General features: G+C 69.3%; 25 protein-coding genes. 12 read left to right on the top strand and 13 right to left on the bottom strand.

All coding sequences use genetic code 11. The features are described 5' to 3' along the window. The 3 genes from R0232_RS27870 to R0232_RS27860 are packed head-to-tail and all read right to left on the bottom strand — an operon-like array spanning position 1 to position 2,593. Positions 1–1,071: an MSMEG_0568 family radical SAM protein gene (locus tag R0232_RS27870; protein WP_296787189.1), complete on the bottom strand. Its 1,071-nt coding sequence runs from the start codon at positions 1,069–1,071 to the stop codon at positions 1–3. Continuing rightward, a complete protein-coding gene (locus tag R0232_RS27865; protein WP_431510187.1) occupies positions 1,034–2,107 on the bottom strand; it encodes a Nit6803 family nitrilase in 1,074 nt (357 codons plus the stop codon). Before R0232_RS27865 ends, R0232_RS27870 begins: the two co-directional genes overlap by 38 nt. A 3-nt stretch (positions 2,108–2,110) precedes the next feature. Continuing rightward, entirely contained in the window at positions 2,111–2,593 is a 483-nt protein-coding gene (locus R0232_RS27860) for an MSMEG_0572/Sll0783 family nitrogen starvation response protein (protein ID WP_093340760.1), read from the bottom strand. A gap of 380 nt (positions 2,594–2,973) precedes the next feature. Between R0232_RS27860 and R0232_RS27855 the strand changes: the two genes are divergently transcribed. Beyond that, the gene (locus R0232_RS27855; RefSeq protein WP_093341244.1) at positions 2,974–4,377 is read left to right on the top strand and encodes a PLP-dependent aminotransferase family protein; all 1,404 of its coding nucleotides are present in this window, start codon (positions 2,974–2,976) and stop codon (positions 4,375–4,377) included. Here the strand turns inward: R0232_RS27855 and R0232_RS27850 are convergent, their stop codons facing one another. Continuing rightward, positions 4,378–4,770, bottom strand: a complete 393-nt coding sequence (locus R0232_RS27850; RefSeq protein ID WP_208508737.1) for a VOC family protein — start codon at positions 4,768–4,770, stop codon at positions 4,378–4,380. Between the two features lie 198 nt (positions 4,771–4,968). Here R0232_RS27850 and shkS point away from each other — a divergent pair, with 198 nt between their 5' ends. Together shkS and R0232_RS27840 are read left to right on the top strand one after the other, a co-directional pair. Next, positions 4,969–6,375 carry a surface-behavior sensor histidine kinase ShkS gene (shkS, locus tag R0232_RS27845; protein WP_431510186.1) on the top strand — a complete coding sequence of 469 codons (1,407 nt, stop codon included), beginning with the start codon at positions 4,969–4,971 and terminating at the stop codon, positions 6,373–6,375. 155 nt (positions 6,376–6,530) lie between these two features. Next, the gene (locus R0232_RS27840; RefSeq protein WP_431510185.1) at positions 6,531–7,697 is read left to right on the top strand and encodes a PKD domain-containing protein; all 1,167 of its coding nucleotides are present in this window, start codon (positions 6,531–6,533) and stop codon (positions 7,695–7,697) included. Positions 7,698–7,782: 85 nt separating this feature from the next. Here the strand turns inward: R0232_RS27840 and R0232_RS27835 are convergent, their stop codons facing one another. The 8 genes from R0232_RS27835 to R0232_RS27800 all read right to left on the bottom strand — a co-directional run bounded on the left by R0232_RS27835 (position 7,783) and on the right by R0232_RS27800 (position 15,839). Then, on the bottom strand, positions 7,783–8,382 hold the full coding sequence (locus tag R0232_RS27835) for a response regulator transcription factor (protein WP_057594424.1): 600 nt from the start codon (positions 8,380–8,382) through the stop codon (positions 7,783–7,785). 74 nt (positions 8,383–8,456) lie between these two features. Continuing rightward, entirely contained in the window at positions 8,457–9,794 is a 1,338-nt protein-coding gene (locus R0232_RS27830) for a tryptophan--tRNA ligase (protein WP_093340754.1), read from the bottom strand. A 26-nt stretch (positions 9,795–9,820) separates the two neighbouring features. After that, entirely contained in the window at positions 9,821–10,492 is a 672-nt protein-coding gene (locus tag R0232_RS27825) for a site-2 protease family protein (protein WP_093340752.1), read from the bottom strand. 44 nt (positions 10,493–10,536) lie between these two features. Further along, positions 10,537–11,172, bottom strand: a complete 636-nt coding sequence (locus R0232_RS27820) for an L-threonylcarbamoyladenylate synthase (protein WP_093340750.1) — start codon at positions 11,170–11,172, stop codon at positions 10,537–10,539. A gap of 15 nt (positions 11,173–11,187) precedes the next feature. Continuing rightward, positions 11,188–12,195 (bottom strand): DMT family transporter, encoded by a 1,008-nt coding sequence (locus tag R0232_RS27815; protein WP_093340748.1) that lies wholly within the window; start codon positions 12,193–12,195, stop codon positions 11,188–11,190. Continuing rightward, positions 12,162–13,019: a 3',5'-nucleoside bisphosphate phosphatase gene (locus tag R0232_RS27810; RefSeq protein WP_093340746.1), complete on the bottom strand. Its 858-nt coding sequence runs from the start codon at positions 13,017–13,019 to the stop codon at positions 12,162–12,164. Before R0232_RS27810 ends, R0232_RS27815 begins: the two co-directional genes overlap by 34 nt. Positions 13,020–13,114: 95 nt before the next feature. Further along, entirely contained in the window at positions 13,115–14,185 is a 1,071-nt protein-coding gene (locus R0232_RS27805) for a transporter (RefSeq protein WP_431510184.1), read from the bottom strand. A 13-nt stretch (positions 14,186–14,198) separates the two neighbouring features. Continuing rightward, positions 14,199–15,839 carry an inorganic phosphate transporter gene (locus R0232_RS27800; RefSeq protein WP_431510183.1) on the bottom strand — a complete coding sequence of 547 codons (1,641 nt, stop codon included), beginning with the start codon at positions 15,837–15,839 and terminating at the stop codon, positions 14,199–14,201. A 158-nt stretch (positions 15,840–15,997) separates the two neighbouring features. On the opposite strand from R0232_RS27800, the gene ppk2 reads away from it, so the two are divergent. Continuing rightward, entirely contained in the window at positions 15,998–16,927 is a 930-nt protein-coding gene (ppk2, locus tag R0232_RS27795; RefSeq protein ID WP_398500849.1) for a polyphosphate kinase 2, read from the top strand. 144 nt (positions 16,928–17,071) lie between these two features. Further along, complete coding sequence (locus R0232_RS27790) at positions 17,072–18,118, top strand: extracellular catalytic domain type 1 short-chain-length polyhydroxyalkanoate depolymerase (protein WP_431510182.1); 1,047 nt, start codon at positions 17,072–17,074, stop codon at positions 18,116–18,118. 9 nt (positions 18,119–18,127) lie between these two features. Here R0232_RS27790 and R0232_RS27785 read toward each other — a convergent pair whose 3' ends face one another. After that, the gene (locus R0232_RS27785) at positions 18,128–19,054 is read right to left on the bottom strand and encodes an AraC family transcriptional regulator (protein ID WP_431510181.1); all 927 of its coding nucleotides are present in this window, start codon (positions 19,052–19,054) and stop codon (positions 18,128–18,130) included. Positions 19,055–19,169: 115 nt separating this feature from the next. Here R0232_RS27785 and R0232_RS27780 point away from each other — a divergent pair, with 115 nt between their 5' ends. The 7 genes from R0232_RS27780 to urtD all read left to right on the top strand — a co-directional run bounded on the left by R0232_RS27780 (position 19,170) and on the right by urtD (position 26,743). Continuing rightward, positions 19,170–19,556: a hypothetical protein gene (locus tag R0232_RS27780; protein WP_431510180.1), complete on the top strand. Its 387-nt coding sequence runs from the start codon at positions 19,170–19,172 to the stop codon at positions 19,554–19,556. Between the two features lie 59 nt (positions 19,557–19,615). Beyond that, complete coding sequence (locus R0232_RS27775) at positions 19,616–21,094, top strand: MFS transporter (RefSeq protein ID WP_431510179.1); 1,479 nt, start codon at positions 19,616–19,618, stop codon at positions 21,092–21,094. A gap of 97 nt (positions 21,095–21,191) precedes the next feature. Then, a complete protein-coding gene (locus R0232_RS27770) occupies positions 21,192–21,506 on the top strand; it encodes a nucleotide pyrophosphohydrolase (RefSeq protein ID WP_296787134.1) in 315 nt (104 codons plus the stop codon). 142 nt (positions 21,507–21,648) lie between these two features. Then, positions 21,649–22,917: an urea ABC transporter substrate-binding protein gene (gene urtA / locus R0232_RS27765; protein ID WP_057594412.1), complete on the top strand. Its 1,269-nt coding sequence runs from the start codon at positions 21,649–21,651 to the stop codon at positions 22,915–22,917. A gap of 180 nt (positions 22,918–23,097) precedes the next feature. Continuing rightward, positions 23,098–24,645 (top strand): urea ABC transporter permease subunit UrtB, encoded by a 1,548-nt coding sequence (gene urtB / locus R0232_RS27760; protein ID WP_431510178.1) that lies wholly within the window; start codon positions 23,098–23,100, stop codon positions 24,643–24,645. Further along, the gene (gene urtC / locus R0232_RS27755) at positions 24,642–25,868 is read left to right on the top strand and encodes an urea ABC transporter permease subunit UrtC (RefSeq protein ID WP_431510177.1); all 1,227 of its coding nucleotides are present in this window, start codon (positions 24,642–24,644) and stop codon (positions 25,866–25,868) included. The genes urtB and urtC overlap by 4 nt, the downstream gene beginning before the upstream one ends. Then, entirely contained in the window at positions 25,865–26,743 is an 879-nt protein-coding gene (gene urtD, locus R0232_RS27750; RefSeq protein ID WP_296787128.1) for an urea ABC transporter ATP-binding protein UrtD, read from the top strand. The genes urtC and urtD overlap by 4 nt, the downstream gene beginning before the upstream one ends. Positions 26,744–26,793: the final 50 nt, after the last annotated feature.

The raw sequence follows: 26,793 nt of genomic DNA, 5'->3' as shown, positions 1-26,793 counted from the left end.
TCAGGCCTCGTAGACGGACAGCGACGAGCAGGCGCCGCACTTGCCGCAGCCGGCCTTGATGTCGGCCGAGCGCAGGCCGGCCGCCGCGACGCGCCGGCCCAGCGGCTCGAGCAGCGACTTCATGAACTCGGGCGTGGGGGCGGGATGGTCCTCGAGCGGCGTGCCGCTGATCGGCACGAAGGGCACGACGAAGGGGTAGACGCCGCGCGCGAGCAGCTCGTCGCAGATCGAGAGGATGGCCTCGCGCGAATCGCCGAGGCCCGCGAGGATGTAGGTGCTGACCTGGCCGCGGCCGAACACCGCCACCGCGGCCTCGAAGGCGCTCATGTAGCGCGACACCGGCACGCTGGCCTTGCCCGGCATGATGCGCTCGCGCACCTCGGGCGTGACCACCTCCAGGTGCATGCCCAGCGTGTCGATGCCCGCGGCCTTCATGCGCTGGAACCAGCGGTCGTCGTCGGGCGGCTCGCACTGGCCCTGGATCGGGATGTCGACCGCGGCCTTGATCGCGAAGGCGCTCTCGCACAGCACCGCCGCGCCGCGGTCGGTGGCGTTGGGCGTGCCGGTGGTCAGCACCATGTGCTTCACGCCGTCGAGCAGCACGGCCGCGCGCGCCACCTCGGCGAGCTGCTGCGGCGTCTTGTGCGCGATGGTGCGGCCGGCCGCGAGCGACTGGCCGATCGCGCAGAACTTGCAGCTCTTGCGCCGGCTCTCGTAGCGGATGCAGGTCTGCAGCACGGTGGTGGCGAGCACGTCGCTGCCGTGCAGCGTGGCGATGTGCGAATAGGGCACGCCATCGAAGGTCTGCATCGCATAGAAGCGCGGCTGGCGCGGAAAGGCGATGTTCGCGATCGGGATGCTGCCGCGCATCACGCGGCTCACGCCCTGCGCGTTCGGCGCCTCGGCCGTGAACGGCGAATGCCAGGCGCTCGCGGTGTGCACCGGCACCATGATCGTGTGGCCGTCGACCAGCACGGCCTTGTGGTCCGAGGGGCCGGCGCCGCCGCGGCGGCTGGCGGCACCCGCGCCGGGGTCAACCAGCCGCAACCCGAAGGACTGGAGCTCCGTCATCAGCTGGCGGCTGTCCACCGGCGCGGGATTCGGTGCGGGGTTCGATGCGAGGGCGGCGGTCGTCGTCATGGTCGGGGCTCCGTGGGTGGGAAGAAAGGGTGTGCATCGGCACGGTGGTGGCCGCGGGCCGGTCGTCGATGGCGAGCGAGAGCAGCTCGGGGCGCGCGTAGTGGCCCACCGAATCCATCATTCGCTTGCGCTTGGCGATCAGCGCCATGTCGAGGTCGGCGATCACCATGCCCTCGCCCTCGGTGAGCGGCGGCGCGAGATGCCGGCCCTCGGGCGAGACGATGGCCGTGTGGCAGCCGCCGCGCAGCGCCTTCTGCAGGTTCGGGTCGGGCGTGACGCTGCGGATCTGCTCGTCGCTGAGCCAGCCGGTGGCGTTGACCACGAAGCAGCCCGACTCGAGCGCGTGGTGGCGGATCGTCACCTCCATCTGCTCGGCGAAGATCGGGCCCACCAGCGAGCCCGGGAACTGCGCGCAGTGGATCTCCTCGTGCTGCGCCATCAGGCTGTAGCGCGCCAGCGGGTTGTAGTGCTCCCAGCAGGCCAGCGCGCCGACGCGGCCGATGGCGGTGTCGACCACCTTGAGCCCGGCGCCGTCGCCCTGGCCCCAGACCATGCGCTCGTGGTAGGTCGGCGTGATCTTGCGGCGCTTGAGCGCGAGCGTGCCGTCGGCGTCGAACACCAGCTGCGTGTTGTAGAGGCTGCCGTGGTCGCGCTCGTTCACGCCGAGCACCACCACCACGCCACGGGCGCGTGCGAGCTCGGCCACGGCCTGCGTGACCGGGCCGGGCACCACCACCGCGCGCTCGGCCAGCAGCAGGTGCGGCGCGCCCTGCAGCACCGGCGGCAGCACGAAGCTGAAGTAGGGGTAGTAGGGCACGAAGGTCTCGGGGAAGACCGCGAGCTGCGCGCCCTTTGAAGCGGCTTCGTCGATCGCGCTGCACACCCGATCGAGCGTGCCGTCGGGACGGTCGAAGTCCGGCGCGATCTGGATCGCCGCGGCGCGGACGATGCGGGGTGCGGTGGCCATCGCTTACAGCGTCCAGGTGTCGAGGATGAAGGCGTTGGCCTTGCGGTGCAGCAGGATCAGGTCGAGCACGTCGAGCGGGTTGATCGGCTTGATGCCCTCGATCAGCGCGCCCTCGCCGTGGCCGTAGAGCGCCTGCAGCGCGAAGCGGCAGGCGTAGACCTTGCCGCCCTCGGCGATGAAGGTGGCGATCTGCTTGTTGAAGTTCTGGTGGCCCGGGAAGGCCTCGTCGCCCAGCGTCGGAAAGCCGCGCTGCACGCCCAGCGTGACGCCGGGGCCGTAGAGCAGGATCGAGGTCTCGAAGCCCTTGCGCTTGAGGCGCGTGGCCTGCAGCAGGTTGACGAAGCCGATCGAGCCTTCGAAGGCCACGGTGTGGAAGGTCACGAGCGCCTTCTCGCCGGGCTCGGCCTTCACGTCTTCGAACACCTTCTCTTCGTAGTCGACGAGGAACTCGCCTTTTTCGTTGCGGGGACGGGTCACAGTGGGCATGGGGTACTCCGGTGAAAGGGATGAAGGAGAGGAACGCAGCAGCGTCTGCGCGCCTTCTTCTTCGCATGCCATGTGCCAAGGCGCGGGGCCCGCGATGCAATCAAGTTGCGATCAAGGCGCAGCGGTGCCGCATGCGGGCGCGAAAAATTTCCGCGCGACTGCCGCGAGCGGGTCGCGCGGCGTTCGCGGCGGGCCGGGCCGCACCGTGGCGAAGCGTTCGGCGTGCGATCAATGCACCCGATCAATGGGGTTGATCGCACCCGTTCGAGGCATCGCCGGCCCTGGGAACCCCCAGGGGACGGGCACGTTTCCTGCGGGTTGATCGGTCCCCCGATGCAATCAATGGATGCAATCAAGTGGCCGCCACCGACACCGCCCCGATCGCCCCCATCACGCTGCACTGGCGCAAGCAGCTGCGCGCCAGCGCCAAGCCGGCCTACCTGTTGCTGGCCGACCTGATCGCCGACGACATCCGCACCGGCCGGCTCGGCGCGCGCGACCGGCTGCCCACGCTGCGCGAGCTGGCGGCGGACCTGCAGCTCAACTACACGACCGTGGCGCGCGGCTATGCCGAGGCGCGCAAGCGCGGGCTGATCGACTCGCGCGCGGGCACCGGCACCTTCATCCGCACCGGCAGCCCGAGCCTGCGGCTGCGCGGCGGCAGCGGCGCCGAGATGACGATGAACATGCCGCCCGAGCCGCGCGACGAGCACCTGGTGGCGCGCATGCACGAGGGTGCCGCGCAGGCCTTCGCGCAGGCCGATCTCTACGACCTGCTGCGCTACCAGGACTTCGGCGGCACGGTGCACGACCGCGAGGCCGCGATGCAGTGGCTGCGCCCGCACGTGCCCGAGGCCGGCGTCGACCGCATCCTCGTGTGCCCCGGCATCCACGGCGTGCTGACCGCGCTGATCTCGCAGCTCGCGCGGCCCGGCGAGCTGGTGTGCGTGGAATCGCTGACCTACCCGGGCATCAAGGCCATCGCGGCCCAACTGGGCGTGCAGCTGCATGCGCTGCAGCTCGACGACGACGGCCCGATCGCCGATGCCTTCGAGCACGCCTGCAAGACCCTGAAGCCCAAGGCGCTGTACTGCAATCCGACCCTGCTCAACCCCACCACCGGCACCGTGAGCCGCGCGCGGCGCGAGGCGCTGGCCGACGTGGCGCTGCGCTACGCGGTGCCGATCATCGAAGACGACGCCTACGGCATGCTGCCGCGCCAGATGCCGCCCACGCTCGCCACGCTGGCGCCCGCGCTCACCTACTACGTCACCGGCTTCTCCAAGTGCTTCGGCGCGGGGCTGCGCAGCGCCTATGTCTGCGCGCCGACCGCGCGCCAGTCGCAGCGGCTCGCGGGTGCCCTGCGCGCCACCACGGTGATGGCCTCGCCGGTCACCAATGCGCTGACCACGATGTGGGTCGAGGACGGCACGGCCGACGCCATGCTGCAGGCGGTGCGCGCCGAATCGGCCGCGCGCCAGCTGCTGGCCGCGCGCCATCTCGGCGGCCACGGGCTGCAGGCCCATCCCGAGGGCTTCCATGCCTGGCTGCCGCTCACGCCGGGCTGGAGCCCGGTCGAGTTCGCCTCCTTCCTGCGCACGCGCAACGTGGGCGTGGTCGCGAGCGCGGCCTTCTCGACCGACGGCGATCCGCCCGACGCGGTGCGCATCTGCCTCGGCGGCCCGATGTCGCGCGAGGAGTGCGACGACGCGCTGCGGCTGATCGCGGACACGCTGACGCATCCGCTGCATCCGCACGCGACGGTGCAGGAAAGAGCCTTCTAGCTATGCAGGGTCGTGGCAGCAGACGCAGAGCTTGTTGCCATCGGGATCGCGGAAGTAGGCGCCGTAGTAGTTGGCGTGGTAGTGCGGGCGCAGCCCGGGCGGGCCCTCGCAACGCCCGCCGTGGGCCAGCGCCACGGCATGGACGCGGTCGACCGTGGCGCGGTCGGCCGCGAGCAGCGCGACCATCTGGCCGTTGCCCACCGCCGGCTCCTGGCCGTCGAAGGGCGCGCCGATCAGGAACAGCGGGCGCGGCGCGTCGGGGCGCTGCCAGCCGGCCCAGGGGCGGCTGTCGTCGCGAAAGCGCAGCGCATGGCCGAGCTCGGCCATGAGGGCGGCATGGAAGCCGAAGGCGCGCTCGAAGTCGCTCACGCCGAGGAATACGTGGGAAAGCATGGCGGCAGGCCCGGGAAGCGAGGGGGACGGCCATCGTGCCTCAAGGGCCGCGCTATCCCGGCCGGTTGTTACGGCGTGAAACACCGGCCTACAGCCCGGTAAGATCGCCGGACTGGCCGGAACGCCGTTCCGGCCGCCGGCTCCACCCGCACCCTCATCCATGGTTTTGGCCCGCTACCGAAGAAAAGGCGCTGCCTGATGGCGACCGCCGCCTCGATCACCAGCCTCACGCCCGTGCCGGCCTCCGCCGACGAGGCCGAGGCCTGGGTGCGCGGCGAGCTGATCCGCAGCCTGATGCGCTCGGCGCGAGGTTCCTACCTCGTGTCGGGCACCTTGATGGTCGGCATGGCGGCGCTCAACTGGTCGGCGCTGCCGCGCTGGGAGGTGCTGACCTGGCTCACCGCCGGCCTGATCTCGATGGCCTGTCGGGCCTGGGCCGCGCGCGTGTACGCGGTGCGCTACGTCGGGCGCAGCGCGCTGGCGCAGCAGCAGTACGCCGACCGCTATGCCTTCGTCTGGACCGCCAGCGCCTTCGTCTGGGGGTTGTCGGTGCTGCTGTTCTTCGAGCGCGTGCCGCAGGTCAACCAGTTCATCAGCTGGCTGGTGATCGCGGGCGTCGCGACCTCGCCGCTCAACGGGCTGGCGCTGCACCCGCCGCTGCTCAAGCGCTTCGTCAACACGCTGTTCGCCACCGTGCTCGGCTCGGTGCTGGTGCGGTTGGTGGTCATCAACCTCGAGCATCCGCAGTTCCAGTACGGCTTCCTGCTGCCGATCCTGCCCACGCTGCACTGGTACCTGCTGCTGCGCGCCGGCCACCACATCCACGAGACCGCGCGCAACAGCCTGGAGCTGCTGTTCCACAACCACATCCTGATCAAGTCGCTGACCCAGCAGCGGCAGGCGGCGGTGGCGGCCGTGGCGATGAAGAACCGCTTCCTCGCGAGCGCCGCGCACGACATGCGCCAGCCGGTGTTGGCGCTGTCGCTGTACGCCGACTGGCTGCGCAACGAGCCCGAGCTGGCGCCGAAGATCGTGCGCGCCACCCATGCGGTCAATGCGCTGTTCGACTCCATGTTCGACCTCGCGCGCATCGACTCGGGCCAGGTGCGGCTGCACATCGAGCGCGTGGACATCGCCGAGCTGCTGCAGGACCTCGAGCTGCAGTACCGCCCCGTGGCCGAGAGCAAGGGGCTCGATTTCCGCGTCCACGTGACCGAGGGCAGCTTCCTCACCGACCCGATCCGCGTGCGCCGCATGATCGGCAACCTGCTGGCCAATGCGATCAAGTACACGCCCGAGGGCGGCGTGCTGCTGGCCTCGCGCCGCACCCGCGAGGGCATGCGCGTCGAGGTCTGGGACACCGGCATCGGCATCGCACCCGAGCACCTGCGCGACGTGTTCCTCGAGTTCTACAAGGTGGCCGATCATGCCGGCACCTCCGACGGCTTCGGCCTCGGCCTGGCGATCGTCGCGCGCCTGTCGCACGTGCTGGGCCACCCGGTCAGCGTGCGCTCGCGCCTGGGCAGCGGCAGCGTGTTCCGCGTGGCGCTGCACGATGCCGACGAGGCGGTGGCGCAGGCGCGTGTGAGCGCGGCGGTGGGCTGAGAGCCTCCGCGTCACTAGGCCGACCTGGGGATTTGGCGCAGGGCCGAGGTGCCCGCTGCTGTTATCTTCCCCGCCGTCTCGAAACGGAACCGCAGAGCCGCATCCAGCAGGCCGTTTCCGTTCTTTCAAGACAGGGCACGGGAGGGCCCGCAGAGATGATCCACAAGTTCAGATACGCCGTGGGAGCGGCCATGGTCGCGATGCTGTGCGCATGCGGTGGCGGAGGCGGCGGTGGTTCCGCCGGCTTCGCTTTCCTGCCGCCGGTTGCTCCGCCCGCGACGGGCGGCCCGTCGGGCCCCTCGGAGCCCGAAATCCCCACGCCTGCCGACAACGCACCGCCGGTCGCCGCGGCCGCGAAGGCTTCGGCGGGCACGCTGGGGCTGGTCGCCACGCTCGACGGCAGCGGCAGCAAGGCGGCGCAGGGGCGGTCGCTGAGCTATGCCTGGATGCTGCAGTCCAAGCCGCTGAGCAGCCAGGCGGCGCTGGCCGGTGCGAATGGCGCGAAGCCGTCGCTGCTGCTCGACGAGCAAGGCGACTATGTCGTGCGGCTGGTGGTGAACGATGGCGTGAAGGACAGCGAGCCGGCGTATATCACCGTCACACCGGCCGTTCCGGCCACGACCGGTCCGATCTACAAGTTCGCGTTGATCGAGACCACACCGACGCCCGACACCGATCGGCGGGGCCAGTACGCGTTCTGCGAATTCCGTCGCCAGGAAGGGCGTGCGCAGGACTTCTGGCCCGCCGGGGGCGATGCCATCAGATACTGCTCCGTGCTGCTTCCCGGCATGGAGCAGGGCGCGGCGAGGGGGCTTGGCACCATTTCCGGCATCGCGCCCGACAGGCTGCCTTCCTTCGTTCACACCTCCATCGGGACGCCCAGTTTGGGGGCCTATCCGGCAGACACGCCGGCCATGCCGGTCGGCATGAGCTACGACATATCGCCGGACGTCGTCAGGATTGCACGAACGCCGCTCGGAAAGAGCGTCGGCGAGTCGCTGGGATTCACGCTCGAGGGGATCCGGGGTGCGTTCGGGAAGGGCCGCTACAGGATCGCCGGTGCGGTCCTTGCGCAGAATGCGCCGCCGGGCTGGGACGCCGCGGTGGAGATGACGGTGCGGGTCCGCATGGCGGCCTACGACCGCGGCACGCTCGTCGCGAACTTCGACATCTATTCGAAGCGGTTCACCGCGGATTTCTCGGACGACGTGGAGTTCGATCTCGCCGCGAGTGCCTACCAGGTGCAGGCGCCCGGCGCGACGCAGGTGGTTCAATCGCTCGAGGTGACCCAGCAGGTCGCCTATTCGCGCAAGACGCCCTGAGTAGCTGGGGGTGCCGCCCCCGCGGCGCCCCCAAAAGAAAAAGCCGCGCACACGGCGCGGCCCCTTCACGACGCTGCAGCCGGCCTCAGCCCGACAGCAACCCGTTCGTGCGCGCGTAGTGCAGCGCCTGCGTGCGGCTCTTCACGCCGAGGCGGCGGAACAGGCGCCACAGGTGCACCTTCACCGTGTGTTCGCTGATCTCGAGGTCGGTGGCGATGTCGCGATTGCTCATGCCCTTGTCGAGCATCGCGATCAGCTGGGTCTGGCGCTTCGAGAGCTTGCTGTTGCTGGCCAGCGGCGGCTCGTCGGTTTCTTCCGAACCGGCCATCAGCAGGCCACGCAGGGCCGCCGCCAGCTCGGCCGAGCTGGCCGACTTCTCGATGTAGGTGTCGGCACCGGCTTCGATGCAGGCGTCTTCCATGTCGGCCGAGGGCGCCGCCGAATAGACGGCGATCGGCACGTTGGGATAGACCTGCTTGACCGCGATCACGCCCGAAACGCCGTTGGTGTCGGGCAGCTTCAGGTCGAGACAGAAGAGCGTGGGCGCTCCGCGCTGCGCGACGGAACTCGCGAGCTTGTCGAGCCGTTCGAGCTCGACGATGTTCTCGGCCGGACGAAGGCGCCGCAGGACCATCACGATCGCGTCGCGCATCAGGGGGTGGTCGTCGATGACATATATGCTCATGTTTTCTTCCTTTGTGATCGCACCGTCTTCTCTCTTCACGTCCACCGGCGGATGGGCCGATGGCGGTTGCCGGATCATCCGCCCTTGGTGGTGGCGGTGGCCTCCGACAGTGCCTCCAGCGCCTCGCTCGCGGCGCGCAATCCTTCATCCGTGGCGATCGGCTCGAGCCGATCCGCATAAGTCGTCAAGGCCGCGCCGCGCTGCTCCTGCAGCGCCGCGATGGTACGGCCGGCCTCCTGCGGCGAGGCGAATGCTCGGCTCTGCAGCAGGGTTTCGCCGCTCGCGTCGAGCAGCTTGAAATAGAACATCCCGTCGCGTTCGCGGTACTGCTTGAAGCCGGCCTTGCCGGCCCCCTTGCCGCCCTTGCGCGCCTTGGCGCCGTCGCCCGCGTCGGCCAGGTTGCGCAGTCCGACGGCATGGCGCAGCCGCGTCATGAACGGGCGCGACAGCGCGCGCGCCTTGTCGGCACCGACGAGCAGCGTGCGCTCGATCTGCGCCGGGTCGGCCATCAGCGCCTCGTAGCGCTCGCGCAGCGGCGCCACCTCGCGGTCGATGCGTTCGAACAGCACCTGCTTGGCGTCGCCCCAGGCGATGCCCTCGGCGTAGGACTTGCGCAGCGCCTCCGTTTCGTCGGCGCTCGCGAAGGCCTGGTAGATCTGGAACAGCGCCGAGCCCTCGGTCTCCTTGGGCTCGCCGGGCGCGCGCGAGTCGGTCACGATGCTGGCGATCTGCTTCTGCAACTGGGCGCGCGGCGTGAACAACGGGATCGTGTTGTTGTAGCTCTTGCTCATCTTGCGGCCGTCGAGGCCGGGCAGGGTGGCGACGGCCTCGTCGATCTCGGCATCCGGCAGCGTGAAGTGATCGCCATAGAGGTGGTTGAAGCGCTGCGCCATGTCGCGCGCCATCTCGATGTGCTGCACCTGGTCGCGGCCCACGGGCACCTTGTGGGCGTTGAACATCAGGATGTCCGCGCCCATCAGCACCGGGTACATGAACAGGCCCGCCGTGACGTCGGCATCGACGTCCTCGCCCTTGGCCGTGTTCTTGTCGACCTGGGCCTTGTAGGCATGGGCGCGGTTGAGGATGCCCTTGCCGGTGACGCAGGTCAGGAACCAGGTGAGCTCGGGGATCTCGCCGATGTCGGACTGGCGGTAGAAGGTCACGCGCTCGGGATCGAGCCCGCAGGCCAGCCAGCTGGCGGCGATCTCCAGCGTGGAGCGCTGGATCTTCGCGGGCTCCTGCACCTTGATGAGGGCGTGGTAGTCGGCCAGGAAGAAGTAGCTCTCGACGCCGGGTGCGACGCTCTGGCGCACCGAATGGCGGATCGAGCCGACGTAGTTGCCGAGATGGGGCGTGCCGGAAGGCGTGATGCCGGTGAGGACGCGCAGCGGGGAAGGGGAGGACGAAGCCATGGTCGGAACTGGAAACTAACGCAACATCAACGCAACAGGGCCTGCAGCGGCCCGATCAGCAGATCGAGCACTTCGTAGCCCACGCTCATCAGCGGCATCAGCCAGAACTTGCTGACGATGCCCGCGAGCACCAGGCCCATCACGATGAAGAAACCGTAGGGCTCGATGCGAGCGAGGAAATTCTGCGCCGGCCCGTTGGGCAGCAGCCCGGCCAGCACGCGGCCGCCGTCGAGCGGTGGCAGCGGGAAGAGGTTGAAGGCCCACATCACGAGGTTGACCAGCACGCCGCCCTGCGCCATCTTGACGAAGAAGGGCTCCTGCACGCCCACGCCGATGAGCACCGCCCAGACCACGGCCCAGAGGATCGCCTGGATGAAGTTCGAGGCCGGACCGGCCAGGGCCACCCAGACCATGTCGCGCTTGGGATGGCGCAGCCGGCCGAAATTGACCGGCACCGGCTTGGCATAGCCGAACAGGAAGGCGCCCGAGGTCGCGAAGTAGAGCATCAGCGGCATCAGGATGGTCCCGATGGGGTCGATGTGCTTCATCGGATTGAGCGTGACGCGGCCCATGACCGCCGCCGTGTTGTCGCCGAGGTAGCGCGCCACGTAGCCGTGCGCGGCTTCGTGCACGGTGATCGCGAAGATCACGGGCAGCGCATAGATCAGGACCGTCTGTATCAGATTGGAGATATCCACTGCGAGATTGTGTCAGACGGAACAAGAGAAGAACGAGGGTCGCATCACAGGCCCAGCACCGAGAGCGCCCCGCGCCCCTGCCGCACCACCACCGGATCGTCGCCGCTGCCCATGGGCGTGAGGTCGACCACGGTGGTTGGCTGGGAGGGGCAGGCGCCGGCGTCGATCACGCCCGCGATCTGCTTCTCGAAGCGCTCGCGGATGATCTCGGCGTCGTTGAGCGCCTCGGTCTCGCCGGGCGCGATCAGCGTGGTGGCCAAGAGCGGCGCGCCATGCAGCGCCAGCAGCTCGAGCAGCACCTTGTGGTCGGGCACGCGCAGGCCGATGGTCTTGCGCTGCGGATGGCTCACGCGCCGCGGCACTTCCTTGGTGGCCTCGAGCAGGAAGGTGTAGGGGCCGGGCGTGGCGGCCTTCAGCAGGCGGTATTGCTTGTTGTCGACGCGCGCGTAGTTCGCGAGCTCGCTGAGGTCGCGGCAGATCAGGGTCAGGTGGTGCTTGTCGTCGACCTGGCGGATGCGGCGCAGCTGGTCGACCGCGTCCTTGTCGTCGAGGTGGCAGGCCAGCGCGTAGCTGGAGTCGGTGGGCACGGCGACGATCTCGCCGCGCTGCAGCAGCGCCGCGGCCTGCTTGAGCAGCCGCTGCTGGGGGTTCTCGGGGTGGACTTCGAAGTACTGGGCCATGAAAAACGCTCCTGATCAGGATTCCGCCGGTTCGATCGGCACGCGGCGCTCGCGCACGGTGAGCCAGGCACCGGCCGCGCCGCAGACCGCGATCATCGCCATGCCGACCAGCGACACGACATCGGGCACGTGCGAGAACATCAGCCAGCCGCCGAGCATCGCGAAGGCGATCTGCGCATAGAGGTAGGGCGTGAGGGTGGAGGCCGGCGCGCGCTGGTAGGCGAGGATCAGCATGAAGTGTCCCACCGTGCCCATCAGGCCCATGAGGCACAGCAGCGCCCACCAGTGCCACGAGGGCAGCGCGGTCCAGGCGAAGGGCACGGCCAGCGAGGCCAGCAGGGTGCCGACCCAGCCGGTGTAGAAGTGCATGGTCAGCGGGTTCTCGGTCTGCGCGAGCTTGCTCGTGAGCACCTGGAACCAGGCGTTGGTCATCACCAGGCCGATCGGCAGCAGGATGGCCCAGCTGAAGGCGCCGCCGCCGGGCCGCAGGATGACCAGCGTGCCCGCGAAGCCGCCCGCCACCAGCGTCCAGCGCAGCGGCGAGACATGCTCCTTGAGCGTGGTGGCCGCCAGCAGCGTGATCACCAGCGGCGCGATCAGCACGATCGAGGTGAACTCGGCCAGCGGCATGTAGCGCAGGCTCATGAAGGCGAACAGGCTCGAGCCCAGCAGCAGCGCCCCGCGCAGCGCCTGGTAGCGCGGATGGGCGGTGCGCAGCAGCGCGGTGCCGCGCAGCGGCAGCAGCACGGCGGTGGTGGCCACGGCCTGGAAGGCATAGCGGAACCACACGCCCATGAGAATCGGCACGCTCGCGGTCGAGATCTTGGTGGCGGTGTCGAGCGTGGCGAAGCAGGCCACGGCCAGCACCACGAGGCCGATGCCGGCCAGGATGCGTTCGGATTCGCGGCTGGAGGCGGCCTGGGCCGCGGCGCGGGCCTGGGCCAGCGCTTGGGTGGCGGCGCTCTCGGTCGCGGTCCCGGACAGCTGGCTCACGCTTGTATTCGGTGAGCGAGCAGTTCCCATACCGGCGTGAGCGAAGCGTGCAGCGGCGGCAGCTTGCCGAGGTCGCAGTGGCTCTCGTCGGGGCTGTGGAAATCGCTGCCGCGCGAGGCGGCGAAACCGAACTCGAGCGCCTTGTCGGCGTACTCGACGTACTCGGCCGGGGTGTGGCTGCCGGTGACGACCTCGATCGCCTGGCCGCCATGCGCCTTGAACTCGAGGAACAGCGCGTACTCCTCGTTGGCGCTGAACTTGTAGCGGCCCGGGTGCGCGATCACGGCCAGGCCCTTGGCCGAGGTGATCCAGTGCACCGCGTCCTTCAGCGTGGCCCAGCGGTGCGGCACGTAGCCGGGCTTGCCCTCGGTGAGGTACTTGCGGAACACCTCGGGCGTGTCGCGGCAGTGGCCCTGCTCGACCAGGAAGCGCGCGAAGTGGGTGCGCGAGATCAGCTCGGGGTTGCCGACGAACCGCAGCGCGCCTTCGTAGGCGCCCTGGATGCCGACCTTGGCCAGCCCCTCGGACATTTCCTGCGCGCGCTTGCCGCGGCCGCCGCGGGTGTCGTACAGGCCCTGGGTCATGGCGGCGTCGTCGGGGTCGAAGCCCAGGCCGACGATGTGCACGGTCTCGCCCGCGAAGGTGACCGAGATCTCGGTGCCGGTGAGGTAGCGCATGCCGTTCTCGCGCGCGGCGGCGGCGGCGCGGTGCTGGCCGCCGATCTCGTCGTGGTCGGTCAGCGCCCACAGGTCGACGCCATTGCTGGCGGCGCGTACGGCGAGTTCTTCGGGCGTCAGTGTGCCGTCGGACACCACGGAGTGGCAGTGCAGGTCGGCATTGAGAATGGAGGACACCGGTCGATTCTAGGCGCTCCGGCCTGTCGACACGGTCGCATGGGTGCTCGTATTTGCTACTAGATAAATAGCATTAACCGCAGCGGTGGAGCGGCTCAGCGCTTCTTCCTGAAAGCGGCCCAGGCGGCCACCGCGGTGAAGGTGGCGACGATCGCGACCACGATCCAGAAGCCGTGCTTGTGCTCGGCCAGCGGGATGCCGCCGACGTTCATGCCGAACAGGCCGGCCAGGATGTTGATCGGCAGCGCCAGCACCGTGACCACCGTCAGCACGAACAGGCTGCGGTTGTTGTCCTCGTTGACGTTGGCGGCGATCTCTTCCTGCAGCAGCTTGATGCGTTCCTGCAGCGCCTGCATGTCGCGCAGCACCACCGAGAACTCCTCGGTCGCGCCGCGCAGCTCCTGCGTGTCGTCCTCGGCCATCCAGCCCGGCGGGCGCTGCAGCAGCCGGAACAGCGCCGCCGGCTCGGGCGCCAGCAGGCGCTGCAGCCGTACCAGCAGCCGGCGCATCAGGCCCAGGCGGGCGCGCTTGTTGTCGAGCCGACTGGCCAGCAGTTCGTCCTCGATGCGGTCGACGCGGCCGGTCACGCCGCGCACGATCTTCACCAGCACGTCGGCCTGCGCGCGCAGCAGGTGCTCGAGCAGCTCGGTGCTCGAGCGCGGCGCGTCGCCGGCCTTGACCGCGGTGCGCAGCGCGTCGACCGAGCGCAGCGGCTTGCTGCGCGCGGTCACGACCAGCCGCGCGCCGACCGCGATCCACAGCGTCGAGATGTCCGAGGGCTCGAAGCTGAAATCGAAGTGCACGTCGTTGATGACCGCGATCAGCGCATCGTCGGCGCGCTCGATGCGCGTGGACGGCAGGCCGTCGTGCAGCGTCTCGTAGAAGGTGTCCGACAGCCGCGCATGGCGTTGCAGCCAGCGCTCGGCCTGGGCATGGCTCAGGTTGAAGTGCAGCCACGCATAGGGGCCCGCGTAGGCGCCTTCGGCAGGCGCGGCGGCCAGTTCCTCATCGTGCGGCAGGGCATCGAGCCAGGCCGCGGCCTGGCTCGAATCGATCTCGCGCGAGGCGTCGGGACCCGACGCGCCGGGGTCGAACAGGTAGCCGCAGATCAGCCCGGCTTCGTCGCCGCCATACGAATTGGCGGCCAGGTCATGGAGTGCCGGCAAGGTGCGCGATGCTTCAGAACAGGTGCGTGAAGAACCAGTACAGCCCGCCCGACAGCAGCATCGCCGCCGGCAAGGTCAGCACCCAGGCCAGCGCGAGGTTGCGCAGCGTGGACATCTGCAGGCCCGAGCCGCTCGCGGTCATGGTGCCCGCCACGCCCGAGGACAGCACGTGCGTGGTCGAGACCGGCAGGCCGTACATGTCGGCCGCGCCGATGGTCACCATCGCCACCACCTCGGCCGAGGCGCCCTGGGCATAGCTCAGGTGGGTCTTGCCGATCTTCTCGCCCACGGTCACCACGATGCGCTTCCAGCCGATCATGGTGCCCAGGCCGAGCGCGATCGCCACCGCCACCTTCACCCACAGCGGGATGAAGCGGGTGGCGTCGTCGAGTTCCTGGCGCAGCGCGCCGACGCGGGCCTGCGTGTCGGCATCGAAATGCGCGGCGCCGCTCTTGTCCAGGTGGCGGATCGCCTCGGAGGTCAGGTACATGTCGTTGCGCACGTTGGCCACCGCGTCGGCCGGCAGGCGGGCCAGCGAGCCGTGCTGCTTGACCTGCTGCGCGATGCTGCCGGTGACCGAGGCCAGCGCGGGCACCACCGTGTCGTTGAATTCGCGGGTACGCACGTAGGTCGCGAGCGAGTCGCGCGCGGCGGCCGGCTGCAGCGCGGGCAGCGAGGTCGGCAGGCTGCGCTGCATCGCGCCCTGCGCCACCTCGGCCACGGCGACGAACTTCACCGTCTGGTCGGCCGGCATGGCGCGGTTGAGCGCATAGGCCATCGGCACCGTGCCCACCAGGATCAGCATGATCAGGCCCATGCCCTTCTGGCCGTCGTTGGAACCGTGCGCGAACGAGACGCCGGTGCAGGTCAGGATCAGCAGGCCGCGGATCCACCACGGCGGCGGCTCGCTGCCCTTGGGTTCTTCATAGAGCGCGCGGTTCTTGACGAAGGCGCGCAGCGCCAGCAGCAGCAGCGCGGCGCAGCCGAAGCCCACCAGCGGCGACAGCAAGAGCGAATAGCCGACCTTGGTGGCCTGCGCCCAGTCCACGCCGCTGGTGCCGTCGCGCCCGTGCATCAGCGCATTGGCCACGCCCACGCCGATGATCGAGCCGATCAGCGTGTGCGAGGAGGAGGCCGGCAACCCCAGCCACCAGGTGCCGAGGTTCCAGATGATGGCGGCGATCAGCAACGCGAACACCATCGCGAAGCCCGCGCCCGAGCCCACCTGCAGGATCAGCTCCACCGGCAGCAGCGCGATGATGCCGAAGGCCACCGCGCCGCTGGAAACCAGCACGCCCAGGAAATTGAAGAAGCCCGACCACACGACCGCGAAGTTCGGCGGCAGCGAGTGGGTGTAGATCACGGTCGCCACCGCGTTGGCGGTGTCGTGGAAGCCGTTGACGAACTCGAAGCCCAGCGCGATCAGCAGCGCCACGCCCAGCAGGATGTAGGGCACCCAGGTGGTCATGGGCGCGCCGGAGTCCGACACGTCGCTCACCAGGCTCCAGGCCGTGTAGAGCAGGCCGACGGCGAGCAGGCCGACGAAGGTGATCAGGGCGACCGGACCGGGCCGGGCGTCGAGCTTCGGGCGGTGGGCTGCGGACCCTGCCGGCGCGGCCGGCATGTCCGTATTCGGGGCGGCGAGCGTGTTCATGGGAGCGTTCTGGAGTGTTGTAGTGGGGAGAAATGGTGTTCGCGCCGTGTGACAACGGCGTGTCGGCCTACGGGAATCGGCCGCAAAACCGTCACGCCGGCGTCATCTGGCCCATGCAGCATGGTTTTCCCCGATCCCGCCACTCTTGCCCTTTCACCATGCCGACGAGCGCCCTTCCCGACCACGAAGAACTGATGCAGCGCATCGCCCGAGACCTCATCGACAGCTATGACGAGGAGCTCGAGCTGGAGATCGAGGACCGCAACATCGACGGCCTCGACGGCGAGCCCGCCGGCACCAACGCCGCCTCCGACAAGGCGGCCCGCCAGGCCTATTTCAAGGAACTGTTCCGCCTGCAGGGCGAACTGGTGAAGCTGCAGGACTGGGTCCAGCACAGCAAGCAGAAGGTCGTGATCCTGTTCGAGGGCCGCGACGCGGCCGGCAAGGGTGGTGTCATCAAGCGCATCACCCAGCGCCTGAACCCGCGCGTGGCCCGCGTGGCCGCGCTGCCGGCGCCCAACGACCGCGAACGCACCCAGTGGTACTTCCAGCGCTACGCGGCGCACCTGCCGGCGGCCGGCGAAATGGTGCTGTTCGACCGCAGCTGGTACAACCGCGCCGGCGTCGAGCGCGTGATGGGCTTCTGCTCGGACGACGAGTACGAGGAGTTCTTCCGCACCGTGCCCGAGTTCGAGAAGATGCTCGTGCGCTCGGGCATCAAGCTCATCAAGTACTGGTTCTCCATCACCGACGACGAGCAGCACATGCGCTTCCTCGGCCGCATCCACGATCCGCTCAAGCAGTGGAAGCTCAGCCCGATGGACCTCGAGAGCCGCCGCCGCTGGGAGGAATACACCAAGGCCAAGGAAACGATGCTGGAACGCACCCACATCCCCGAGGCGCCGTGGTGGGTGGTGCAGGCGGTCGACAAGAAGAAGGCGCGCCTGAACTGCATCAGCCACCTGCTGGGCCAGCTGCCCTACGAGATGGTGCCGCATGCGCCGGTGGAACTGCCGGCCCGCGTGCGCCATGCCGACTACCTGCGCCAGCCGGTCCCGGCCAGCATGATCGTCCCCGAGGTTTATTAACCCACCCCCGAATCTCCGCGCACTTCGTGTCGCTTCGGATCCCCCCTCAAGGGGGCGCACCCCTGTGGCCCGGCAAAGCCGGTTCCACGGGTGCCCTGGCATGGCCCTAGGTTGGGTGCCGCTTTGCCCTCACACTTGAGCGCCATGGCCCGCCGTTCCACCGCTTCCGTCTTCGCCCGCGCCTACGAGCGCAACCTGAAGGCGCTCACGAAGCTCACGCTGCGCAACAGCCAGCGCGTGGCGGGCCAGGTGCAGCGCGCGACGGCCAAGCGGCTCAAGCCGCCGCCCGGCAAGGGCGACTGGCTCGGCGGCATGGCGATCGGTCCCGGCGGCGCGCGGCGCTATCACCTGTTCCGTCCCGCCGACCTGCATCTGCAGCCCGGCGAGAAGCTGCCGCTCATGGTCATGCTGCACGGCTGCGGCCAGACCGGGCGCGACTTCGCGGCCAGCACGCGCATGAACGCGCTGGCGGCGCGCCAGCGCTTCCTGGTGCTCTACCCCGAGCAGGACCGGCTCGCGCATCCCCAGGGCTGCTGGAACTGGTACGAGCGCCGCTCCGGCAAGGCCGACGCCGAGGCCGCGACGCTGATGGCCGCGGTCGACCAGGCCTGCATGCTCTACCCGGTGGACCGCGAGCGCGTCGCGCTGGCCGGCCTCTCGGCCGGTGCCAGCATGGCGGCGCTGCTGGCCACGCGCTATCCGCAGCGCTTTCGCGCCGTGGTCATGCATTCGGGCGTGGCGCCCGGTGCGGCCAAGTCGTCGGCCACCGCGCTCGGCGCGATGCGCGGCCAGAACGTGCCGCCGATGCCCGTCACCGCCGTCGGCAAGGCGATGGGCGCCGCGGCCGTCCTCGCGACCCTGCCGCCGATGCTCGTGCTGCACGGCGATGCCGATGCCGTGGTCGTGCCCAGCAATGCCGTCAACAGCGCCGCCGTGTGGGCCACGGCCATGGGCGCGCGGCCCGGCGTGGCGCGCGACGTGCAGCGCGGCAAGCGCCGCCCGATGCGCGTGACCGACTTCAAGCGCAAGGGCCGCACGGTGGTCTCGCTGTGCGAGATCACGGGGCTGGGGCATGCGTGGAGCGGCGGTGCGTCGAAGCTGATGTTCAGCGATGCGGCCGGGCCCGATGCCACGCGGATGGCCTGGGCCTTTGCCATGGCGCAGTTCAGGCACGCGGCCAAGCAGGCCTGAGGCGCTCTTTCACGCCGTGGCGTTCTCGCGCGCCGCGGCGCGCCATGCACCGGGCGCCATGCCCTTCTCGCGCTTGAAGGCCTTGCTGAAGGCGGCTTCCGATTCGTAGCCCACCGCGCCGGCGATGGTGCCCAGCGCGGCGTTGCCCTGGCCCAGCATGTTGCCGGCCTTGAACATGCGCCACTGCGTGAGGTATTCCAGCGGTGCCTGCCCCACGCGCTCGCGAAAGCGCTGCGCGAAGGCCGAGCGCGACAGGCTCGCGGCCGAGGCCAGCGATTCCACCGTCCAGGCGCGTGCCATGTCCTTGTGCATCGCGCGCAGCGCGGGACCGATGCGCGCATCGGCCAGCGCGGCCAGCCAGCCGGTCTGCGCATCGCCCGCGGCCGCGACGTGCGCGCGCACCGCCTGCACGAACACGATGTCGGCCAGCCGGCTCACGAGCAGGCTGGAGCCCAGGCCGGGCTCGCCGGTCTCCATGGCCAGCAGTTGCAGCGTGCCCTGCAGCGCGAGGGCCCGCGCCTGCTCCATCTTCACGTGCAGCAGCACCGGCAGCAGGTCGAGCAGCGGGCGCGCGGCGCGCTGGTCGAAGTGGAACCAGCCGCAGATCACCGAGGCCGCGGTGCCCGTGCCGCCCAGCTCGACGACGCCGCCGATGCGGTCGCGCACGACCGAGGCGCAGCTCACCGTGGGCGTGGTCGGATGGTCGCGCAGCACATAGGGCGTGCCGTGGGCCAGCACGTAGCAATCGCCCGCGGCGAGCGCGACGGGGTGGTCCGCCCCCTCGACCTCGAGCAGGCAACCGCCGCGCACCACGAGGCCGAAACGCGCGCTCTCGCCGCCGGCCAGGCTCACGCCCCAGGGCGCACCGGCCTCGAGCCGGGCATACAGGGCGCTGCGCACGCGCATGGCCGCGAAAACGTCGTCGAGGGGGTCCATGAAGGCTCCGGTGGCGGTGGACGAATGGACAAGATTATCGGCTTTGCAGGCATTCACTGTCCATCGAGTGCGGCAGAAACTGCCGCTTCACTCTCACCGCACAGGAGCACACCCCATGCATGCCAAGACCCGCTTCACCGAACTGGCCGACCGCTACGTCGCCCTCTGGAACCTGACCGACGCCGACGCCCGCCGCGACGCCATCGCCGCACTGTGGGTGCCCCAGGGCGAGCACTACGTGCGCACGCTGCAGGCCAAGGGTTACGAGGCGCTGGCGCAGCGCGTCACCGGCTCGCACGAGAAGAACGTGCGCGATGGCGGCTTCCGCTTCATCGCCACCGGCGATGCGCAAGGGCTGCGCGACACCGTGATGTTCCATTGGCAGATGGTCCCCGCCGCGGGCGGCCCCGTGGCGGCGCTCGGGCTCGAGTTCCTGCGGCTGGCCGAGGACGGCCGCATCGCCGTCGACTACCAGTTCATCCTGCCGACCCCCGGCGTCTGATCGCTTGACCTCCGGGGTCATTGCCGCAGTGCGCCCTCCCTCCAAGACTCGAGCCCACCATGACGCAGTCCAACATCGCCGTTCCGGCGGCATCGCTTTCCTCCACGGCCGGCCAGAACGCGGACGCGGCCCGGCCCGCCCGGCTGGCCCTGTGGGTCATGCTCAGCGGCACCTTCCTGGTGGTGCTGGACTTCTTCATCGTCAATGTCGCGCTGCCCTCGATGCAGCGCGAACTGCTCGCGAGCACCGCCACCTTGCAACTGGTGGTGGCGGGCTACGGTCTCGCCACCGCCGCGGGCCTGATCACCGGTGGCCGGCTCGGCGACCTCTTCGGGCGCCGCCGCATGTTCATGGCGGGCCTGCTGTTGTTCACGCTGGCCTCGGCGGCCTGCGGCCTGGCGCCCAATGCCGAGCTGCTGGTGGCGGCCCGCGTGCTGCAGGGCCTGGCCGGTGCGCTGCTGCAGCCGCAGGTGCTCGCGATGATCGGGCTGGTCCACACCGGCGAGGACCGTGCCCGTGCCTTCGCCGCCTACGGCCTCACGCTCGGCCTCGGCGCCACGCTGGGCCAGCTCGTGGGCGGGCTGCTGATCCAGGCCGACCTCTGGGGCCTCGGCTGGCGCAGCTGCTTCCTCATCAACCTGCCGATCGGCCTGCTCGCGCTGCTGCTGGCGCCGCGCGTCATTCCGCCGCTGGCCAATGGGGGCCACCAGAGCCGGCTCGATCCCGCCGGCATGCTGCTGGTGGCCGCGGCGTCGGTGGCGGTGGTGCTGCCGCTGGTCGAGGGCCGGCAGCAGGGCTGGCCGCTGTGGAGCTGGCTGTGCCTCGCGGCCGCGCTGCCGCTCGCGCTGCTGTTCGCCTTCCAGCAGCGCCGGCTCGCCGCGCGCGGCGGTGCGCCGCTGGTGGCGCCGGTGCTGATGGCCGATGCGCGCTTCGTCAACGGCCTGCTGACCACGCTGGCCTTCTATGTTGGCAATGCCTCGCTGTACTTCGTGCTCGCGCTGTACCTGCAGCAGGGCCTCGCGCTCGGCGCGCTGCGCTCGGGCCTGGTCTTCACCGCGCTGGCGCTCGGCTTCTTCGCCACCTCGATGGGTGGTGCCCGCATCGCGCGCCGCTTCGGCGGCAAGCCGCCGATCGCGCTCGGCGCGCTGCTGCTCGCGGCCGGCCATGCGCTGCAGTACCTCAACGTCGCGGCCTTCGCGGGCCATGCCCACCTGCTCGCCCGGATGGTGCCGCTGCTGCTGGTGCAGGGCGCGGGTCTGGGCCTGGTGATGGCACCCCTGGTCTCGAGCGTGCTCGCCGGCCTGCCGCCGCAGCATGCGGGTGTGGCCTCGGGCGTGCTGTCGATGGTGCAGCAGGCGGGCAATGCGCTGGGCGTGGCGCTGATCGGGATCCTGTTCTACGGGCGGCTCGGCGAGCGGGGCGATGCGGCGGCCTATGCGGCGGGGCTCGGGGTGGCGCTGGTCTATCTGATGGGGTCGGCGTTGCTGGTGGCGGTGTTGCATCGGCGGGGCGCGCGGCGGCCTTCGACGAGCCGCTGACGAACCTGCCCAATTTGGGCACGAGCCTGCCCAAATTGGGTCAATGGAGGGCTCTCGGGGCGCATGTCACACTGACCGCCCCTCCAGAAAAGCCACCATGGATTCCGACCTCCAGACCCTCACCCAGGCCCTGCGCGACTTCGCCCGCGAGCGCCACTGGGAACCCTTCCACTCCCCCAAGAACCTCGCCGCGGCGCTCTCGGTCGAGGCCGCCGAACTGCTCGAGCATTTCCAGTGGCTCACCGAGGCCCAGAGCCGCGAGCTGTCGGCCGACAAGCGCGCCGAGGTCGGCACCGAGATCGCCGACGTGCTGCTCTACCTGCTGCAGCTGGCTGACCAGCTCGGCATCGATCCCATCGAGGCCGCGCGCAGCAAGATGGTCGCGAACGCGCGCAAGTACCCGGCGCCGTAGCCCCGCGCGCCGTTGACGCGCCTGAGTACCTCCGTGTACGCCACCCGGCGTATTTCTCCTTCCTGGTGCATTCCGCAGACTCCCTCCCATCGCTCGGCACCGCGCCGGCGAACAGGTTCAACCCACCGGAGCAGGAGTCCACATGCAACGTCGTTTCACTCTCAAGGCGCTCACCGCCGCCGTCGCGCTGGCCAGCATCTCCGCTGTGCCGGCATTCGCCGCCGACACCATCAAGGTCGGCGTGCTGCACTCGCTGTCGGGCACGATGGCCATCTCGGAAACCGTGTTGAAGGACACGGTGCTGATGGCCATCGACGACATCAACGCCAAGGGCGGCGTGCTCGGCAAGAAGCTCGAGCCCGTGGTGGTCGACCCGGCCTCGAACTGGCCGCTGTTCGCCGAGAAGACCAAGCAGCTGCTCGGCCAGGACAAGGTCTCGGTGATCTTCGGCTGCTGGACCTCGGTGTCGCGCAAGTCGGTGCTGCCGGTGGTCGAGGAAATGAACGGCCTGCTGTTCTACCCGGTGCAGTACGAAGGCGAAGAGCTCTCGAAGAACGTGTTCTACACGGGCGCCGCGCCCAACCAGCAGGCGATTCCCGCCGTCGACTACCTGATGAGCAAGGAAGGCGGCGCCGCCAAGCGCTGGGTGCTGCTGGGCACCGACTACGTCTACCCGCGCACCACCAACAAGATCCTGCGCGCCTACCTCAAGAGCAAGGGCGTGAAGGACACCGACATCGACGAGAAGTACACCCCCTTCGGCCACAGCGACTACCAGACCATCGTCGCCGACATCAAGAAGTTCTCGGCCGGCGGCAAGACGGCCGTGGTGTCGACCATCAACGGCGACTCCAACGTGCCCTTCTACAAGGAACTCGGCAACGCGGGCCTGAAGGCCAAGGACGTGCCGGTGGTGGCCTTCTCGGTCGGCGAGGAAGAACTGCGCGGCGTGGACACCAAGCCGCTGGTCGGCCACCTGGCCGCGTGGAACTACTTCATGTCGATCAAGAACCCGACCAACACGGCCTTCATCAAGCAGTGGAGCGACTACGCCAAGGCCAAGAACATCGCCGGCCACAAGGACAAGCCGCTGACCAACGACCCGATGGAAGCCACCTGGATCGGCATCCACATGTGGAAGCAGGCGGTCGAGAAGGCCAAATCGACCGACACCGACAAGGTGATCGCCGCCATGGCCGGCCAGACCTTCACCGCACCCTCGGGCATCGTCTCGAAGATGGACGAGAAGAACCACCATCTGCACAAGAGCGTGTTCATCGGCGAGATCAAGGCCGACGGCCAGTTCAACGTGGTGTGGAAGACGCCGGGCCCGGTCAAGGCCAAGCCGTGGAGCCCGTACATCGAAGGCAACGACAAGAAGCCCGACTACCCGGCCGGCAAGTCGATGTAAGTGTCATCTCCCTCCCCCTCTGGGGGAGGGCCGGGGTGGGGGCCGACGGCGGTCGATTCGATGCCTGCGCTCGCTCGGGCGCCGCATGCCCCCCCCCCAACCCTCCCCCAGCGGGGGAGGGCGTCATGCCAACACCTTCTCAAGATGCTTCGACGAACCCTCCACTGCGCATTCGCCGCCATGCTGTTCATGGCAACGGCCGCCCAGGCGCTGACCGCCGACGAAGCCCGGGCCATCGCCGCCGGCGATTCCGAGGCCCGCATCGCCGCGCTCAACAAGGCCGTCACCAGCGCCGACGAGAAGACCGCCGCCTTCATCCAGGCGATGTCGGACGACGCGGTCAAGTACACCGAAGACAAGGTCTTCGTGATGAAGGACGACAAGGGCTACGACCCCGTGACCGGTGCCGAACTCAAGGTGCCCGACACGGCCGAGGACGTGGTCAACAACAACCTGATGCGCGGCGCGCTCGATGCCGCGCAGGCCGCGCTCAAGCTCGGCAGCAAGGACGACGCGGTGCGCGCCGAGGCCGCGCAGGCGCTGTTCAAGGAGCCCGACGAATCGCGGCTGCCGCTGGTCGAGAAGGCGCTGGCCGCCGAGACCCACCCGAAGATCAAGGCGCGGCTCGAACTGGTGCGCGCCGCCAGCATGCTCGGCAGCGCCGACAAGGCCAAGCGCCTCGTGGCCGCGCGCGAACTCGGCGAGAGCCGCAGCCCCGACACCAAGCTGCTGCTCAACCAGCGCCTGGCCGACGAGACCGAGGCCGACGTGAAGGCCGCGATCGTGGCCTCCATCGCCAGCATCGATGGCTCGCTGGTCTGGGGCGACCGCCTCAATGCCGTGTTCAGCGGCGTCAGCCTGGGCTCGGTGCTGCTGCTGGCCGCGCTGGGCCTGGCCATCACCTACGGCCTGATGGGCGTCATCAACATGGCCCATGGTGAGCTGATGATGATCGGCGCCTACGCCACCTACGTGATGCAGGGCATCTTCCAGAAGTACCTGCCCGAGGCCGCCTTCGGCTGGTACCTGGTGGCGGCGATCCCGGTCTCGTTCCTGGCCTCGGCGCTGGTGGGCGCGGTGCTCGAGCGCGGCGTGATCCGCTTCCTCTACGGCCGCCCGCTCGAAACCCTGCTGGCCACCTGGGGCATCAGCCTGATGCTGCAGCAGCTGGTGCGCTCGCTGTTCGGCGCGCAGAACGTGGGCGTGGAGAACCCGGCCTGGATGAGCGGCGGCCTGTCGCTGCTGTCGAACGTCACGCTGCCGTGGAACCGCCTGTGCATCATCGTCTTCGCGGTGCTGGTGCTGCTGGCCATGGGCTGGCTGATCGGCCGCACGCGGCTGGGCCTGTTCGTGCGCGGCGTCACGCAGAACCGCCCGATCGCCTCCTGCATGGGCGTGAACACCGCGCGCATCGACACCTACGCCTTTGCGCTGGGCTCGGGCATCGCCGGCCTCGCGGGCTGCGCGCTGAGCCAGATCGGCAACGTCGGCCCCGACCTGGGCCAGAGCTACATCGTCGACAGCTTCATGGTGGTCGTGATGGGCGGCGTCGGCCAGCTCGCGGGCACCGTCTACGCGGCGCTGGGCCTGGGCATCCTCAACAAGTTCATCGAAGGCTGGGCGGGCGCGGTGCTCGCGAAGATCGCGGTGCTTGTCTTCATCATCATCTTCATCCAGAAGCGGCCGCAGGGCATCTTCGCGATGAAGGGCCGGAGCGCAGAGGCATGAGCAAGGTCGTACTTCCAACCAAGGGGCCGCTGCTGAGCGGCAAGGGCTGGACGGCCTTCTTCGTCGCGCTGATCGTGGTGTGCGCGGTGGCGCCCGTGCTCAACATGTGGGTGCCGGTCGACAGCCCGCTGCACATGAGCGACTACGCGGTGGCGCTGGTCGGCAAGATCATGTGCTACGCGATCTGCGCGCTGGCCATGGACCTGATCTGGGGCTACACCGGCATCCTCTCGCTGGGCCACGGCCTGTTCTTCGCGCTCGGCGGCTACATGATGGGCATGTACCTCATGCGCCAGATCGGCCGCGACGGCAACTACAAGAGCGACCTGCCGGACTTCATGGTGTTCCTCGACTGGAAGACGCTGCCCTGGCACTGGACCTTCAGCGACAGCTTCATTGCCACCTTGGTGCTGATCGTCGCGGTGCCGGGCCTGATCGCCTTCGTGTTCGGCTTCTTCGCCTTCCGCTCGCGCATCAAGGGCGTGTACTTCTCGATCATCACGCAGGCCCTGACCTTCGCGGCCATGCTGCTGTTCTTCCGCAACGAGACCGGCTTCGGCGGCAACAACGGCTTCACCGACTTCAAGCGCATCCTCGGCATCCCGATCGCCACGCAGGAGATGCGCATGACGATCTTCGCGCTCACCGGCGTGACGCTGCTGGCCTTCTTCCTGTTCGCCAAGTGGCTGATCGCGAGCAAGTTCGGCCGCGTGCTGCAGGCCATCCGCGACGCCGAGTCGCGCGTGATGTTCTCGGGCTACAACCCGCTGCCCTACAAGCTCAGCATCTGGGTCATCTCGGCCGTGATGTGCGGCGTGGCCGGCGCGCTCTACGTGCCGCAGGTCGGCATCATCAACCCGAGCGAGATGAGCGCGGCCAACTCGATCGAGATCGCGATCTGGGCCGCGGTGGGCGGGCGCGCGAGCTTGATCGGTCCGATCATCGGCGCCTTCATCGTCAACGGCGCGAAGAGCTGGCTCACGGTGGCCTATCCCGAGTACTGGCTGTACTTCCTCGGCGCGCTGTTCATCGCGGTCACGCTGTTCCTGCCGAACGGCATCGTGGGGCTGGTGCGCCAGTGGCTGTCGCGCGAGAAGGCGGCGCCCGTTGCGGCATCGCCGGCGCGCTCCGAGGCCCAGCGTTCGCTGGCGACCGAACAGGGCATGGAGCCGGACGCCATCGCCGCGCCACTGCATGCCGAACCGAAGGGAGCCCGCGCATGACGCCCGACCTGATGGAAGCCGGCGCCGAGCGCGCCTCGCGCGCCAAGGGCCAGCCGCACGACACCGGCGCCACCGAATCGGGCGGCCGCACGGCGGGCTTCAGCCGCATCGCGACGCCCGGCGAGGTCGACGTGACCCACGGCCGCATCCTCTACCTGGAAGACGTGAGCGTGAGCTTCGACGGCTTCAAGGCGATCAACAAGCTGTCGCTCGACATCGCGCCGGGCGAGCTGCGCTGCATCATCGGCCCCAACGGCGCGGGCAAGACCACGATGATGGACATCATCACCGGCAAGACCCGGCCCGACGAGGGCACGGTGTTCTTCGGCAGCACCATCGACCTGCTGCGCCACAAGGAGGCCGAGATCGCGCAGCTCGGCATCGGCCGCAAGTTCCAGAAGCCGACCGTGTTCGAGCACCTCACGGTGTTCGAGAACCTCGAGCTCGCGCTCAAGACCGACAAGGGCGTGCGCGCCTCGATGCTGTTCAGGCTCGACTCGGCGCAAAGCGACCGGCTGGCCGAGGTGCTCGAGACCATCCACCTCGCGGCCAGCGTGTCGCGCATGGCGGGCAACCTGAGCCACGGCCAGAAGCAGTGGCTCGAGATCGGCATGCTGCTGATGCAGGACCCGAAGCTCTTGCTGCTCGACGAACCCGTGGCCGGCATGACCGACGAGGAGACGGCGCGCACGGCCGAGCTGTTCCTCACGCTCAAGGGCAAGCATTCGCTGATGGTGGTGGAGCACGACATGAGCTTCATCCGCACCATCTCCGAGATCGTGACCGTGCTGTGCGACGGCTCGGTGCTCGCGCAGGGCTCGCTCGACGAGGTGCAGGCGGACGAACGAGTCATCGAGGTCTATCTGGGACGCTAGAAAACGGACAACCGAACGCAGAAGTCGCGAAGGTTTCGCAGAAGTCGCAG

This window comes from Variovorax sp. DAIF25, from assembly GCF_050711835.1.
In the GTDB taxonomy this organism is placed as follows: domain Bacteria; phylum Pseudomonadota; class Gammaproteobacteria; order Burkholderiales; family Burkholderiaceae_C; genus Variovorax.
This window is presented reverse-complemented; position numbering and strand designations above follow the sequence as displayed.